This window comes from Rhodoplanes roseus (assembly GCF_003258865.1).
GTDB lineage: Bacteria > Pseudomonadota > Alphaproteobacteria > Rhizobiales > Xanthobacteraceae > Rhodoplanes > Rhodoplanes roseus.
Genome location: NZ_NPEX01000008.1, coordinates 1 through 13,550, shown reverse-complemented (window position 1 = coordinate 13,550; position 13,550 = coordinate 1). Strand labels below are relative to the sequence as shown.

12 protein-coding genes are annotated in these 13,550 nt (G+C 69.9%); 6 read left to right on the top strand and 6 right to left on the bottom strand.

The genetic code is table 11. From position 1 onward, the window contains the following. The gene (locus CH341_RS02265) at nt 1–948 is read left to right on the top strand and encodes an electron transfer flavoprotein subunit alpha/FixB family protein (protein ID WP_111417408.1); all 948 of its coding nucleotides are present in this window, start codon (nt 1–3) and stop codon (nt 946–948) included. A 210-nt stretch (nt 949–1,158) separates the two neighbouring features. After that, entirely contained in the window at nt 1,159–2,037 is an 879-nt protein-coding gene (locus tag CH341_RS02260) for a 3-hydroxybutyryl-CoA dehydrogenase (protein WP_111417407.1), read from the top strand. 103 nt (nt 2,038–2,140) lie between these two features. Here CH341_RS02260 and CH341_RS02255 read toward each other — a convergent pair whose 3' ends face one another. Next, nucleotides 2,141–3,073, bottom strand: coding sequence for a DMT family transporter (locus tag CH341_RS02255; RefSeq protein WP_111417406.1), 933 nt, complete (start codon nt 3,071–3,073; stop codon nt 2,141–2,143). A 215-nt stretch (nt 3,074–3,288) separates the two neighbouring features. Between CH341_RS02255 and CH341_RS02250 the strand changes: the two genes are divergently transcribed. Beyond that, nucleotides 3,289–3,558 carry a hypothetical protein gene (locus CH341_RS02250; RefSeq protein WP_111417405.1) on the top strand — a complete coding sequence of 90 codons (270 nt, stop codon included), beginning with the start codon at nt 3,289–3,291 and terminating at the stop codon, nt 3,556–3,558. A gap of 78 nt (nt 3,559–3,636) precedes the next feature. On the opposite strand, the gene CH341_RS02245 is transcribed toward CH341_RS02250, so the two are convergent. Next, nucleotides 3,637–5,100, bottom strand: a complete 1,464-nt coding sequence (locus tag CH341_RS02245; protein ID WP_425376138.1) for an LVIVD repeat-containing protein — start codon at nt 5,098–5,100, stop codon at nt 3,637–3,639. A 316-nt stretch (nt 5,101–5,416) separates the two neighbouring features. Between CH341_RS02245 and CH341_RS02240 the strand changes: the two genes are divergently transcribed. Next, on the top strand, nt 5,417–5,965 hold the full coding sequence (locus CH341_RS02240; RefSeq protein ID WP_111417404.1) for a hypothetical protein: 549 nt from the start codon (nt 5,417–5,419) through the stop codon (nt 5,963–5,965). A gap of 10 nt (nt 5,966–5,975) precedes the next feature. On the opposite strand, the gene CH341_RS02235 is transcribed toward CH341_RS02240, so the two are convergent. After that, nucleotides 5,976–7,301, bottom strand: a complete 1,326-nt coding sequence (locus CH341_RS02235) for a glycosyltransferase (RefSeq protein WP_111417403.1) — start codon at nt 7,299–7,301, stop codon at nt 5,976–5,978. 135 nt (nt 7,302–7,436) lie between these two features. Here CH341_RS02235 and CH341_RS02230 point away from each other — a divergent pair, with 135 nt between their 5' ends. Both CH341_RS02230 and CH341_RS02225 read left to right on the top strand, forming a co-directional pair. After that, entirely contained in the window at nt 7,437–8,525 is a 1,089-nt protein-coding gene (locus CH341_RS02230) for a glycosyltransferase family 2 protein (RefSeq protein WP_111417402.1), read from the top strand. Between the two features lie 56 nt (nt 8,526–8,581). Then, a complete protein-coding gene (locus CH341_RS02225; protein ID WP_210208157.1) occupies nt 8,582–9,694 on the top strand; it encodes a radical SAM protein in 1,113 nt (370 codons plus the stop codon). An 18-nt stretch (nt 9,695–9,712) separates the two neighbouring features. Here CH341_RS02225 and lepB read toward each other — a convergent pair whose 3' ends face one another. The 3 genes from lepB to tldD form a co-directional block, all read right to left on the bottom strand. Next, complete coding sequence (gene lepB / locus CH341_RS02220; protein ID WP_111417401.1) at nt 9,713–10,486, bottom strand: signal peptidase I; 774 nt, start codon at nt 10,484–10,486, stop codon at nt 9,713–9,715. 35 nt (nt 10,487–10,521) lie between these two features. Next, nucleotides 10,522–11,814 (bottom strand): glycosyltransferase, encoded by a 1,293-nt coding sequence (locus CH341_RS02215; protein WP_146604346.1) that lies wholly within the window; start codon nt 11,812–11,814, stop codon nt 10,522–10,524. A 143-nt stretch (nt 11,815–11,957) separates the two neighbouring features. After that, nucleotides 11,958–13,376, bottom strand: a complete 1,419-nt coding sequence (gene tldD, locus CH341_RS02210) for a metalloprotease TldD (protein WP_111417399.1) — start codon at nt 13,374–13,376, stop codon at nt 11,958–11,960. Nucleotides 13,377–13,550: the final 174 nt, after the last annotated feature.

Here is a 13,550-nt window from a genome sequence, read left to right as displayed (position 1 = left end):
ATGGCGAACCTTCTGGTTGCGGAACACGACGGCGGAACCCTCAAGGACGCCACCGCCAAGGCCCTGACCGCGATGCGCGCGCTCGGCGGCGACGTCCATGTGCTGGTGGTCGGCCAGGGCGCGGCCGGAGCGGCCGAGGCCGCCGCCAAGCTCGACGGTGTCGCCAAGGTGCTGGTCGCCGACGACGCCCGCTACGCCCATCAGACGGCGGAGCCGGTGGCGGCGCTGCTGGTCTCGCTGGCCCCCGCCTACGACGCGATCGTCATGCCGGCGACCGCGATCGGCAAGGACGTCATGCCGCGCGTCGCCGCGCTCCTCGACGTCATGCAGATCTCCGAGATCATCAAGGTGCTCGGGCCCGACACGTTCGAGCGGCTGATCTATGCCGGCAGTGCCGTGCAGACGGTGCGCTCGCGCGATCCGAAGAAGGTGATCACGGTCCGCATCTCGTCGTTCCAGGCGACCGGGCAGGGCGCCGCCACGGCGCCGATCGAGCCGGTCGCGGCGGTCGACGACCCGGGCCTCTCGCGCTTCGTCGGCGAGGAGCTGTCGAAGTCCGAGCGGCCGGATTTGACCTCGGCCCGCATCGTCGTCTCGGGCGGCCGCGCCATGCAGAGCCGCGAGAACTTCGCCAAGTACATCGAGCCGGTCGCCGACAAGCTGGGCGCCGCGGTCGGCGCCTCGCGGGCCGCCGTCGACGCCGGCTACGCCCCCAACGACTGGCAGGTCGGCCAGACCGGCAAGGTCGTCGCCCCGGAGCTCTATGTCGCGGTCGGCATCTCGGGCGCCATCCAGCATCTCGCCGGCATGAAGGACTCCAAGGTCATAGTCGCCATCAACAAGGACGAGGAGGCGCCGATCTTCCAGGTCGCCGACTACGGCCTGGTGGGCGACCTGTTCAAGATCCTTCCGGAGCTCTCCGACGAGCTCGCCAAGATCGGCAAGTGACGTTCGGCCCCGCGATCGCGGGCCGTCGTGCCCGGTCCGTGCCGCCCGGCGCCGCCGCCGGGCGGCATCATCACGGACGTGGCGGGGGAGCGAGACTGGCAGTATAAGAGCATCCCGGTTCGCGGCCGCGTCCGTCGCTCCCGACGGATGGAATGCGGGCCGGGATACGGGTCGGGACACCTGGGACGTCGGCTCCGTCGGGAAGATCAGATGACGAACATCAACAAGGTCGGCGTGATCGGGGCCGGGCAGATGGGCACCGGCATCGCCCATGTCTGCGCCCTGGCCGGACTCGACGTCGTGCTCAACGACGTGTCCGAGGACCGCATCAAGGCGGGGCTGGCGACCATCAACGGCAACATGTCGCGGCAGGTGCGGCGGAACCGCATCACCGAGGAGCAGCGCCAGGGCGCGTTGGCCCGGATCGTTCCGGCCAAGAGCTACGACGGCTTCACGGACTGCGACCTCGTCATCGAGGCGGCGACCGAGAAGGAGGACGTCAAGCGCAAGATCTTCGTCCAGCTCTGCCCGCACCTCAAGCCGGACGCGATGGTCGGCTCCAACACGTCGTCGATCTCGATCACCCGGCTCGCCGCCGCGACCGACCGGCCGGAGCGCTTCATCGGCATCCATTTCATGAATCCGGTTCCCTTGATGGAGCTGGTCGAGCTGATCCGCGGCATCGCCACCGACGACGGCACCTACGAGTCGACCAAGGCGTTCTGCCAGCGGCTCGGCAAGATGGTCGCGGTGTCGGAGGACTTCCCGGCCTTCATCGTCAACCGCGTGCTGATGCCGATGATCAACGAGGCGATCTACACGCTGTACGAGGGCGTCGGCACGGTCGAGGCGATCGACGTCGCCATGCGGCTCGGCGCCAACCATCCGATGGGCCCGCTGCAGCTCGCCGACTTCATCGGCCTCGACATCTGCCTGTCGGTCATGCAGGTGCTGCACGAGGGGCTGGCCGACTCCAAGTACCGGCCCTGCCCGCTGCTGGTGAAGTACGTCGAGGCCGGCTGGCTCGGCCGCAAGACCCAGCGCGGCTTCTACGACTATCGCGGCGAGAAGCCCGTCCCGACCCGGTGACGCGGGTCGTCGATCCGTAGGGTGGGAAGGCGCGGAACGCGCCGGGCCCACGCGGTGACACGATCGGCATCGGGCAGCGGGGGGCACGCTTCGCTTCGCCCCCCTAGGAATTGTTCCGCCGTCCCCGCCACGCGACGAAAGCCCTCCAGATCCGCCCGTCGATCGCGAGCAGGCCGGCGGCGATGCCGAGCATGCCGGCGATCTGGTGCAGCTCCAGCCGCTCGTCCATCAGCACGGTGCCGAGCAGCATGGCGCTGACCGGGATCAGGAACGTCACCAGCAGCGTGTTGGTGGCGCCGGCCCGCGACAGCACGCGGAAGTACAGGACATAGGCCAGCGCCGTCGAGAAGGCGCCGAGCGCCAGCAGGGCCGCGATGGTCGCCCATGACGGCACTCCGAACGTCCACGGCTGGTCGAGCAGCAGCACGGGCGGCAGCATCAGCACGATGGCGGCGACGGCCTGGCCGCCGCCCATCACATTGGGCGAGAGGTGCTTGTAGCGCCGGGCGTAGATGGCGCCGACCGCGTACAGGAACGCCGCCAGCAGGCAGGCGAGCTCGCCGCCGATGTGGCCGCCGAAGCCGGCCATGGCGCCCGGCCCGATCATCACGGCGACGCCGATCAGGCCGAGCAGCAGCCCGACCGAGCGGGCCGGGGTGATGCGGTCGTCCCGCGTGGTGAGATGCGCCAGCACGATGGCGAACAGCGGCGTCGTCGCGTTGAGCACGGCGGCGAGCCCGCTGCCGATCCGGATCTGGCTCCACGAGATCAGCGCGAAGGCGGCCGCGTTGCTGAGGAAGCCCATCACCAGGAACGGCACCCAGTAGCGCGGCATCTGGCGCAGCTCGCCGGCCCGCCAGCACAGCGCCAGCATGATCGGCGCGGCGACCACCACCCGGACGAGCGAGATCGTCATCGGCGGGATCTCGGCCACCGCGACCTTGGCGAAATAGTAGGAGGCGCCCCACAACGTGGAGAGGGCGACGAGCATCGCCCAGTCGCCGGGCGACATGGTGAGGAGGGCCGGTTGGCGCATGCTTCCTTGTAGGGGGGAAGTCGGGCCGGCGCGACCGCGAATTCACGCCTTTTCGCACATGCTGGCGGCGACGCCCGGGCGGCGGCCGGGGGGACAAGGACTCGTTAACCGCCGCAGCGAGGAGGGCCGGGCGCGGGGCCCCGTCGTTCAGGACTCGTCAACTGGTCGCGGCCCGCAATGGCACGGACAGGTTGTGCGACCGGGAGACCGCCGCCATGGAGATCACCACGGGACTGACCGCCGCCTGGCTCGACGCCGTACGGCGCGCCCAGTCCGACATGACCCAGCGCTTCGCCAAGGTGGCGCCCGACACGGCGTCCTCCTACCAGGAGCGCACCCTGACCGACGTCATCGAGCGCGCCGTGAAGGCCGGCGGCGCCACCCCGCCGCCGGAGAGCAAGCCGCCCTCCGCCACGGCTCCGGCGGCGTCGGCGACCACCGTGCCGGCCGGTACGGTCGGGCGAGTGCTCGACATCAAGGTGTGAGGGTCGAGGTCCCGGACGCGGCGCGTCGTACCGCGTCCGAGAGCCATCAGGGGGATGGCGTTCGTTCGCCGCGTCGCCTCACTGCAGGCCGGCGATGTTGCGGGCTTCGCCCGTCACCTCGAGGATGTGCATGCCGGTGTTGGCGCGATCGACGACGTAGATGTAGCCGCGGTCGTCGGTCTCCACGTTGTTGCTCTGGATCGCCACCTTGCAGCGGTCCTCGCCGTTCACCTTGACGCAGCGCTTGTCGGTCGCCTCGGTGATCGACGGGATGAAGTAGCCCACCTCGCGCGGGTTGAACGGATCGCGGATGTCGAGCGCCCGGACGCCGGCGTTGAACCAGGTGATGAAGGCGAGCTTCCTGTTGAACACCGGGGCCGTGCTCTCGTTGGAGGAGTGCGAGCCGAAGCGGCCGCCGCGCGAGCAGAAGTCGCCGCTCGCCTCCTTCACGGTGTAGTTCGAGATCACCATGGGCCGGCGCTCGATGGTCACGTCGACGAACCACACCATCTGGCGCGCTTCGCCCTCGCCGCATTCGTTGATCAGCGACTCGTCGACCATCATGATGATGTCGCGGGTGGCGCCGAACTTGTCGTTCTTGAACTCGGCGATCGGCATCTTGAGAAGCGGATACACCGTGTGGGCGCCGTTGAGCGGCGTCTCCAGCCGGCCGACCTCGGGCAGCCTCAGGTTATCGGGCGTCGGCTCGGCCGGCCCTTCGAGCAGCTTCTGGCGGTCGACGATCTGGATGATGCCGCCCTTGTTGGTGCCGTAGCCGAAATAGACGCGGTTGCCGGCCTGGCCGGTCGAGATCGGACCGTGCAGCTCGGTCGGCACGTTGCCGGTCGAGCCCGGCTCCTGGCCGGGCAGGCCGAAGTCGCGGATCTTCCTCGGCGCCGCCGGATTGGAGAGGTCGTAGATCTGGGTCATGCGCCGGGTGCGCCAGCCGGGCGCGCCGGAGACCAGATAAGCGATGCCGGTGTCGCACTCCCAGAAGCTCTTGTGGGTGTCGCGCAGGCCGTCGAGCCGGCTGAGCAGCTTGGGATCGGCCGGATCGGTGACGTCGTAGATCTCGTGCGCCTGGCCGCCGAACACGCGCAGCAGATAGAACTTGTTGCGGTCGCCCTTGGGCAGCGCGGCGCCGGCGCACACTCGCGTCATCTGGCCGCCGCCGCCCTCGTAGAGGCCTTCGAGCCCCGGCAGGTGCTTCAGGTATTTCGGGTTCTTCGGATCCGTCACGTCGACGATCGAGGTGCCGTTGAACTCCGGCTGGCCGGTGGTCGGATTGACCGGCTTCGGAATCGCGTCGGTGCCGCCGTGGTGGCCCACATAGGCGATGTAGCGGTCGCCCTGCTTGGCGATGGTCGGCTGATAGGCGCTGCGCGCCTGCAGGTCGCTGTGTCCCACCAGCCGCATGTTCATGGCTTCCGGCGGGGCGCCGAGCTTCTGCATCTGCTCGGCGTTTGCTGCGCCGCACGCGAGCCCGAGCGGCAGCGCGAGCAGGCATACGGCGGACAGAGTCGTGGTGCTGGTTCTGATCATGGACGTCCTCCCTAGTCTTCTTCGATCGTTGTTCGTCGATGTTCGTTTTGCACGACGATACGCATCTCGATCCGCGGACGCAATCGATCGCGGTCGAGCCATGCGGCTACCGGGGAGGAGGGTCGTAAGTTTGCATATACAGGAGATCGACCACCGCGCGGGGCTCGACAGGAGCGATCGTGCAGGTGATCATGCCGGTTGGTCTCGCCAGGAGAACGCCCCGAGGAGGCGTTCCAGAGAACGCGCCGCGCCGCGCGCCACGGGAGCCCACATGAGATCGACGGGTCCATCGACGAGCGTCGCACGAGCAGCGGTCGTGCTCGGTATCGCGCTGCTGCTCGCGACGACGCTCGCGAGCGACGGTCCTGCTGCGCCGGGCCGCGCAGAGGCGCCTCGACACGGCGCCGCCGAACCGCGCTGGACCGAGACCGCGTGGCCTTTCCCGATGGACCAGTGGGGAACAGGCCGGGCGTTTCGCTGCGCGGCGGCGGACTGCGGCAGCGACATCGCCGTCTATGTCCGCCCCAAGATCGGCTTCTGCAACTGTACGACCGGCGTCGCCGACGACGAGGAGATGGACCGGGTCGGCGACGTCGATCTGCTCGCGCCGGCCTACGGCCCCGCCGAGTCGGGCCGTCCGCATCCGGTCGGCGACATGGTCGGCTGGAGCCGGGCCTATGCGCTCGGCGCGCGCCGCGATCCGGCCGGCATCGTGCTGGCCGTCGCCTTCTCGGCGCAGTGCAACGTGATGGTGGCGACGGCGGTCGGCGGCGACGGCATCACGCCGGCCGTGCGGGATCGCGTGCGGGCCTTCCTCGACGCCGCCCCGACGCTCGCTTGGGCGCGGCGCCTGCTGGGCTCGTGACCGCCGCGGGTCAGGCGAGCGCGCACCGCCGGGTCGAGGCGGGAGGCGACGTGTCGCCTGGGCGTTCGGCCTGCGGCGCGGCGGCGATCCCGGTCGGGACATCGGCCAGCACCGCGTCCCAGCGGGCGAAGAAGGCTCCGTTGGAGAACCGCTGCATATAGATGTCGCGGGTCAGCCCGCGCAGCGTCGCCCTGCGGGCATGGACATCCGCCATGGCCGCGGCGAAGTCGGCCGCCTCGTCGGCGCGCGCGATGGCGTCGCAGTGCAGCCCCGCCGGCAGGGCCCGCAACGCGTCCGACGTCGCCACCACGGGCCGTCCGGTCGCCAGGGCCTCGATCGCCTTGATCGAGATTCCGGTCCCGAACTTGGTCGGCAGGATCACCACGCCGGCCCGCTCGTAGATGGCGGTGACGGTCTCGACCTCGCCGACGAACCAGTGCGCCCAGCGGGCGAACAGCGCCGGCTGCATCGCGCTCAGATGCTGGCCGATGCGCCCGACGACGGCGACCCGCACGGACGGGTCGAGGCGCGGCGCCACCTCGTTCAAGAACCAGATCAGGCTGACCTCGTTGCCGGGATTGTTGTTGCCGACATAGACGAAGTCGTACGCCTCCGGGCCTGGGTCGCCGATCGCCAGCAGCTCGCGCTCGGCGGCGGGGGCGAGCGTCCCCAACACCAGATTGTGCCGGCCGGGAAGCCGTGCCGAGAAGTAGGCGAGATCGCGCTCCGACACATGCGTGAACATGTCGGCCGGCGTGGCGACGCGCAGCTCGTCGCGGGCGAGTGTCGCCCACTCGTCCGGCTGGCGACGAAACACGTTCTCGACCCGGCCCCGGGCGTAGAGGTCGGCCTGGACGTCGTGAGTCTCCAGCACCAGGCGCGGGCGCGGCAGGCCGCGGGCGGCGAGGCGGCGCAGCACGGTGGCCGCCATTCCCATCTGGAAGCAGTGATTGACCAGGAGGACGCGGGGCGGATGCGCGTCGAGGAACGCGTCGAGCTCCGGCGGCAGCGCGTTGGCGGCGCTGTAGCGCGCCATGACGGCGAGCTGGGAGTCGCGGCCGTTCGCCAGCCATTCGAAGAAGCTCCGCGACCGCCATGGCTTCATCCGGCCGGTGGCGGTGGCGCAACACATCAGGTCGAGATCGCCGCTCGCCATGGTGGCGCGGGCGTGCTCCCAGACGTGCGTGTACTTGCTTCGCTGGACGGCGAGATGCGGGCTCAGTAGCATCGCCGTCTTGTAGCCGCGGGAGGCGAAATAGCGGGCCTGGGCCGAAAAGATGTTGGCGCTGCCGGACCGGGGCCAGGGCGATGCGACGACGAGCGCGGAAGCGACCATGCAGGCAGTTTTTTTCCGCGCTTGCGCGCAACGGTTCTGAATTTTACAGAAACAAACTAACACGGAGCTTCACCGGTCGCCAATCACCTTCCGGTGGCCGAGGCGGGCCGGCCCCCTGCGGCCCAGGACCAATGCATGCAGCTTCCGCTTCCGCTGGTCAGCATCGTCGTCACCAACCACAATTACGGTCGGTTCCTGCCCGCGGCGGTCGGCTCGGTCCGGGCCCAGAGCTATCAGGCGACTGAGTGCATCGTGGTCGACGACGCGTCGACTGACGACAGCTCGGCCGTGCTGGCGGCGATCCAGGCCGAGTGGCCGGACCTCGTGGTGATCCGGCGCGACCAGAACGGCGGCCAGGGAGCGGCCTGCCGGGCCGGCTTCGAGGCGAGCCGCGGCCAGTACGTCGTCTTCATGGATGCCGACGACCTTCTGTCCGAGGATTTCGTCGCCACCCATGTCTATGTCCATCTGTCGGCCCGGAGCCATCCTGGGCTGTCGTCGAGCGACATCTATCAGGTCGTGGACGGCCGTCTGGTCGTTTGCACGGGGCAGGCCCTGAACGACCACGTGATGCGGGACACGGCCGGCCCGGCGGGCCGGTACCGGCCGGTGCCGCCGGCACCCGCCGGCCCGTGGACCCTCGACCGCCCCGGTCCCGACGTGCTCGACGGCTTGGTTCACGTCCCGGCGGGGCAGCTCGGCTGGTGCTGGTCACCCGGTACCGCGAACATGTTCCGGCGCGACGCCGTGGATCTGTTCGTGCGGTCTCCGGAGCTCGCCGGCCTGACGATCTGCGCCGATACGTTCTTCTGCATCGCCATCGGGCAGCGCTGCGGCGGCGTGCTGATCGACCGGCCGCTGTCGGTCTACAACCTGCACGGCGAGAACCGCGGCACGCGGCACGCCCAGCTCGCCAATGTGCGCGAGATGCGCACCGGGTCGGAGCTGTCTGATCAGATCGTACCCTCGCTGCTCGAGATGTACACGCGCGATGCGCCCGCCATGGTGGTGCGTTTCTGGTCTCTCGATACCTACTGGACCGTGCTGGAGCAGATCGACGCCTATCTTGCCGTGGGTGGCCGGCGTGGTACTCTGGATGCTGCCGTGGCTCGCAACCGGGATGCGCTGGCCACGGCCGTCGGTGATGCGGTGCTGTCGGCCTGGATGCGGCGGCGGCGGCTCCAGGGCTTCAAGCGGCGCTGGCTGAGGCGCAAGCGCCGCTGAGCGTGTCGGACGTGCGTTCGTCGGTGCCGGTGGCCAGGTTGCGAGCGGGAGAGCCGATGTTTCACTTTCTCAAGCGAGCGATGTCGCGTGACGAGCCGACCGGCGGTTTCGATGCGCGCATCGATCCGCCGCGGTTCCTGTTCCTGCTGATCAACAGCCGCTGCAATCTCAAATGCGAGCACTGCAGCTTCTGGCACACCGATGACGCCGACAAGGCGAACTATCTGGACCGTGCCGGCCGCCGCCGCGTGCTCTCCGAGTTCGCCGCCATGAATCCCGCCGGTGCCGTGGTGATCTGCGGCGGCGAGTCGATGCTCGATCTCGAGGACTATTTCGACGTCGCCGGCCATTGCCGCAGCGTCGGCCTGACCTGCCTGTCGGTGGTCAACGGCACGCGCATCCGCACCGACGCGATGGCGGAGCGGATGGTGACCGAAGGGCCGCACGAGATCTCGATCTCACTCAACAGCCACCGTCCCGATCTGCACGATCGCACCCGTGGCGTGCCCGGCGCCTTCGACAAGGCGTGCCGCGCCGTCCGGCTGCTGAAGGCGGCGCGCGACCGCACCGGCAGCACCAGCCGCATCTATGTGATGGGGCTGATCTTCGACGAGAACCATCGCGAGCTCGAGCCGTTCTACGACTTCGTGCTCAACGACCTGAAGGCCGACAAGCTGAAGCTCAATTTCCTGCAGCCGTCGTTCGGGGACACCGAGGTCGATCATTTCTTCGCCGCCCATCACAAGATGGATCCGGACGACCTCGTCGCCGAGATCCGCCGCTGCGACGAGCGCTTCGGGCTCGGCCTCAATCCGGTCTGGCTCGCCAATGTGCGCATGTATGTGGAGTCGATCGCGGCGGGGCAGCATTACGAGAAGGGCTGGGGCGCGCCGACCCGCACCCGCGCCCACATCTGCAACACCTACGAGCGCAACGTGATGGTCGACCATTACGGCACGGCGCGCCTGTGCTTCTCGACCGACTTCCGCGGCGTGCCGCTGCGCGCCGAAGGCGACCTGAGGAAGTTCTGGCTGTCCGCGAACGACATCCGCTGCGAGATGCGCAAGTGCAACCGGCTCTGCGGCATCAGCCACAGCGTCCGCCGCATCGGCAGCACCCTGTCGCCGGCCGCCTACAGCCTGCCGGTGCGCGCCCCCGCGGAGGCGTGACGCCGGTGCCGGACGGTCTCAGCGCACGGCGCTGAAGAAGCGCGACAGCCGCAGGCCCGCCGGCCACTCCCAGGCCGGGCCGCGCGTCACCGCCGGATTCCACGAGCCGACCACCGCATCGACGCGGCCGATCACGTCCGCGACCGGCAGCGCCCCGGCGCCGCCCTGGTCGACCGCGACCCGGCTGTCGGCCGAGTCGTCGCGGTTGTCGCCCATCACGAACAGATGGCCGGGCGGCACCGTGACGGCCGGCATGTCGTCGAGGGGCTGGCGGCCGGCGAGCTTCAGGATCGGATGCTCGCGCCCGTTCGGCAGCGTCTCGACATAGCGCTGCGCCGAAATGGTCGAGCCGTCGCCGTTCTCGATGGCGCTCTCGCCATCCGGCTGCAGGCGGACCGGGCGCCCGTCGATCCACAGCTGGCCGGCCCGCATCTCGATGCGCTCGCCCGGCAGGCCGACGACCCGCTTCACCCACACCTGAGAGCGGTCGCCGGACCAGCGGAACACGACGATGTCGCCGCGCTCCGGCACGGCGCCGAACAGCCGCTCGGTGCGCGGCAGCACGAGGCTCGCCGGCAGCGACGCCGAGCTGTAGCCGTAAGGATACTTGGTGGCGAGCAGCCCGTCGCCGATCAGCAGCGTCGGCTCCATCGAGCCGGACGGCACGTAATAAGGCTCGGCGATCGCCGCCTTGCCGACCGTGATCACCACGAGCGCGGCCGCGATCTCGCCGAGGCTGCGCAGCCAGGGGCGCAGCGGCCTGGATGACGACGGTCGATCCTGATGGGGCATGGGACGGGTCTCCGCAGATCACGCGATCCGGCTGGCTAGCACCGGATCGCGGCGAGATCGGGGACGCGAGCGGACCGCTCCGGCACGACGCCGCCCGACAGCACCGCGTCCCAGCGCGCGAAGAACGCGTCATTGGAGAACTGCGCGCGATAGAGCGCCCGCGACGCGCCCTGCAGCTCGGTGCGCCGACGCAGCGTCTCCGTCATGGCGCGGGCGAAGCCGATGCCGTCCTCGGCGCAGACGATGGAGGGCGGCCGCGCGTTCCCCCAAAGGCCGCGCAGCGCCGCTTCGGTGGCGACGATCGGGTGGCCGGCCGCCAGCGCCTCGATGGTCTTGATCGAGATGCCGGTGCCGAACCGGGTCGGAATGATCATCACGGCGGTCTGCTCGTAGACCGGGATCACGTCGGCGACCTGCCCGAGAAACCAGTCCCTGTGGCGGGCGAACAGGTCGGGACGCACCTCCGCGACACGAGGGCCGATGCGCCCCGCGATGGCGATGCGGCACGACGGATCGAGATGCGGGGCGACCTCGCTCAGGAACCAGACGAGACTCGCCTCGTTCCCCGGGTTCGTGTCGCCGACGAAGGCGAAGTCGTATCGTGGCTGCTCCGCCGCGCGCACCTCGAGCAGCCGGCGTTCGGTCGCCGGCGTCAGGGTCGCGTGGACCAGGTGATGGCGCCCGGGCAGGCGGGGCGCGAAATAGGCCATGTCGCCCTCGGTCACATGCGTATAGGCGTCGGCGCCGGCGGACAGCCGGAGCTCGTCCTGGTCGAGCCGGGCACGCGCGTCGGGACGTCTGGTGAAGACGTTGTCGATCCGGCCGTCGGCGTACAGCGCGGCCTGCACGTCGTGGGTCTCGAGCAGGACGAGCGGCCGCGGGCGGCCGGAACGCGCGAGCCGGTGCAGGATCCGCCGTGCCAGCCCCATCTGAAAGCAGTGATTGACGAGCACGACGCGCGGCGGATGGGCGTCCAGGAAGTCGCCGATCGTGTCGGGCGGGACGGCTGCGGCCGTGTAGCGGTCCATCACGGCGAGCTGCGAGTCGCGGCCGGCGGCGAGCCACTGGAAGTAGCTCAGCGAGCGCCCGCGTCGCATCCGCCGGTCGACTGCGGCCCGGGCGACGAGATCGACCCCGTCGTACCGCATCGCATCGAGAATCCCGTCCCAATAGCCGCGGTATTTCGCGCGATGGATCGGGAGATGCGGGCCGAGCAGCAGCGCGGTCCGGAATCCGCGGGTCGCGAGGTAGAGGCACTGCGCCGCGAAGATGTTCGCGCTGCCGCAGCGCGGCCACGGCGAAGCGATCACGAGCGCAGAATCGACCATGTCCGGCTCGGGCACGCGCGCCGCTCCGAAACGATTTCGAAGCATTCCGACTGCGCCCAGCAATACCATGGTCGGCGAGGGCAGCAAGCGCGGCCTGCGCCCGAACGACTCTTCGCGGCAGGATGGCGCGCGGCGCCGCTGCGTCAGCCGGTGCCGCCGACCGTGATGCGGTCCAGGCGCAGAGTCGGCTGGCCGACACCGACCGGCACGCCCTGGCCGTTCTTGCCGCAGGTGCCGATGCCGTGGTCGAGCGCCAGGTCGTTGCCGATCATGCTGATGCGATGGAGATCGGTCGGCCCGTTGCCGATCAGCATGGCGCCCTTCACGGGCGCGCCGACCTTGCCGTCCTCGATGCGGTACGCCTCGGTGCACTGGAAGACGTACTTGCCCGATGTGATGTCGACCTGACCGCCGCCGAAGCTCACCGCGTAGAGCCCGTTCTTCACCGAGGCGAGGATCTCCTCCGGGTCGCGGTCGCCGGCCGTCATCAGCGTGTTGGTCATGCGCGGCATCGGCACATGGGCGAAGCTTTCGCGCCGCCCGTTGCCGGTGGGCCGCATGCCCATCAGCCGGGCGTTCTGGCGGTCCTGCATGTAGCCGACGAGAATCCCGTCGTCGATCAGCACGGTCCGGTTGGTCGGCGTGCCTTCGTCGTCGATGGAGAGCGAGCCGCGGCGCGACCCCATGGTGCCGTCGTCGACCACGGTGACGCCCTTGGCGGCGACCTGCTGGCCCATCAGGCCGGCGAAGGCCGAGGTCTTCTTGCGGTTGAAGTCGCCTTCCAGCCCGTGGCCGACCGCCTCGTGCAGCATCACGCCGGGCCAGCCGGGGCCGAGCACCACGTCCATCTCGCCGGCCGGGGCCGGGACGGAGTCGAGGTTCACCAGCGCCTGGCGTACCGCGTCGTCGGCCGCGCCGCGCCACGCCGCCTCGCCGACGAACTGCTCCAGGGTGGCGCGTCCGCCATAGCCGTGGCTGCCGGTCTCCTGGCGGTCGCCGTCGCCGACCACGACCGAGACGTTGACCCGCACCATCGGCCGCACGTCGCGATAGCTCTCGCCGTCGGGGCGGACGATCTCGACCACCTGCCACGACGCCGCGACGCTGGCCGTCACCTGGCGCACCCGCGGATCCTTGGCCCGCGTGTAGGCGTCCATGGCCTCCAAGAGCTTCACCTTCTCGGCGAAGGCGATGCCGGCGAGCGGATTGGCATCGGTGTACAACTTGGCATTGGTGCGCGCCGGGGCGGCCGCCAGCGTGCCCGAGTAGCCGCCCTTGACGGCCTTGACGGCGTCGGCGGCCCGGCCGATCGCCTCCTCGGACATGTCGGAGGAATGGGCGTAGCCGACCGCCTCGTCCTTGACGGCGCGCAGCCCGAAGCCCTGCGTGGTGTCGTAGGTCGCCTGCTTGAGGCGCCCGTTGTCGAACATCAGCATCTCGGACTGGCGGTATTCGAGATAGAGCTCGCCGTCGTCGGCCCCCTCCAGCCCGCGCGAGATCAGGCGCGACACATGGGTCCGGTCGAGTCCGGCGCGGTCGATCAGGGAGGTCGTGGCGGTCATCGGGGCTCTTTCGGTGCGAGCGGCGTCGCCTGCAAGATAGTGGGTCCGGCGCGGCTGCGCGAGGGGGCGGGGGACGGCCTTCTGCCCCGTAGCCCGCATGAAGTGAAACGGAATGCGGGGCGGCGCTTGCGCCCGGGGGTCCCGCATTCCGCCCTGCGGGCTCCATGCGGGCTA

What these genes read in the sequence shown, in the direction of transcription:
- CH341_RS02250 (WP_111417405.1), top strand. Translation starts at nt 3,289, where the DNA reads ATGGAGATCACCACGGGACTGACCGCCGCCTGGCTCGACGCCGTACGG.
- CH341_RS02230 (WP_111417402.1), top strand. Translation starts at nt 7,437, where the DNA reads ATGCAGCTTCCGCTTCCGCTGGTCAGCATCGTCGTCACCAACCACAAT.
- lepB (WP_111417401.1), bottom strand. Translation starts at nt 10,486, where the DNA reads ATGCCCCATCAGGATCGACCGTCGTCATCCAGGCCGCTGCGCCCCTGG.
- CH341_RS02260 (WP_111417407.1), top strand. Translation starts at nt 1,159, where the DNA reads ATGACGAACATCAACAAGGTCGGCGTGATCGGGGCCGGGCAGATGGGC.
- CH341_RS02235 (WP_111417403.1), bottom strand. Translation starts at nt 7,301, where the DNA reads ATGGTCGCTTCCGCGCTCGTCGTCGCATCGCCCTGGCCCCGGTCCGGC.
- tldD (WP_111417399.1), bottom strand. Translation starts at nt 13,376, where the DNA reads ATGACCGCCACGACCTCCCTGATCGACCGCGCCGGACTCGACCGGACC.
- CH341_RS02245 (WP_425376138.1), bottom strand. Translation starts at nt 5,100, where the DNA reads ATGATCAGAACCAGCACCACGACTCTGTCCGCCGTATGCCTGCTCGCG.
- CH341_RS02215 (WP_146604346.1), bottom strand. Translation starts at nt 11,814, where the DNA reads ATGGTCGATTCTGCGCTCGTGATCGCTTCGCCGTGGCCGCGCTGCGGC.
- CH341_RS02265 (WP_111417408.1), top strand. Translation starts at nt 1, where the DNA reads ATGGCGAACCTTCTGGTTGCGGAACACGACGGCGGAACCCTCAAGGAC.
- CH341_RS02225 (WP_210208157.1), top strand. Translation starts at nt 8,582, where the DNA reads ATGTTTCACTTTCTCAAGCGAGCGATGTCGCGTGACGAGCCGACCGGC.
- CH341_RS02255 (WP_111417406.1), bottom strand. Translation starts at nt 3,073, where the DNA reads ATGCGCCAACCGGCCCTCCTCACCATGTCGCCCGGCGACTGGGCGATG.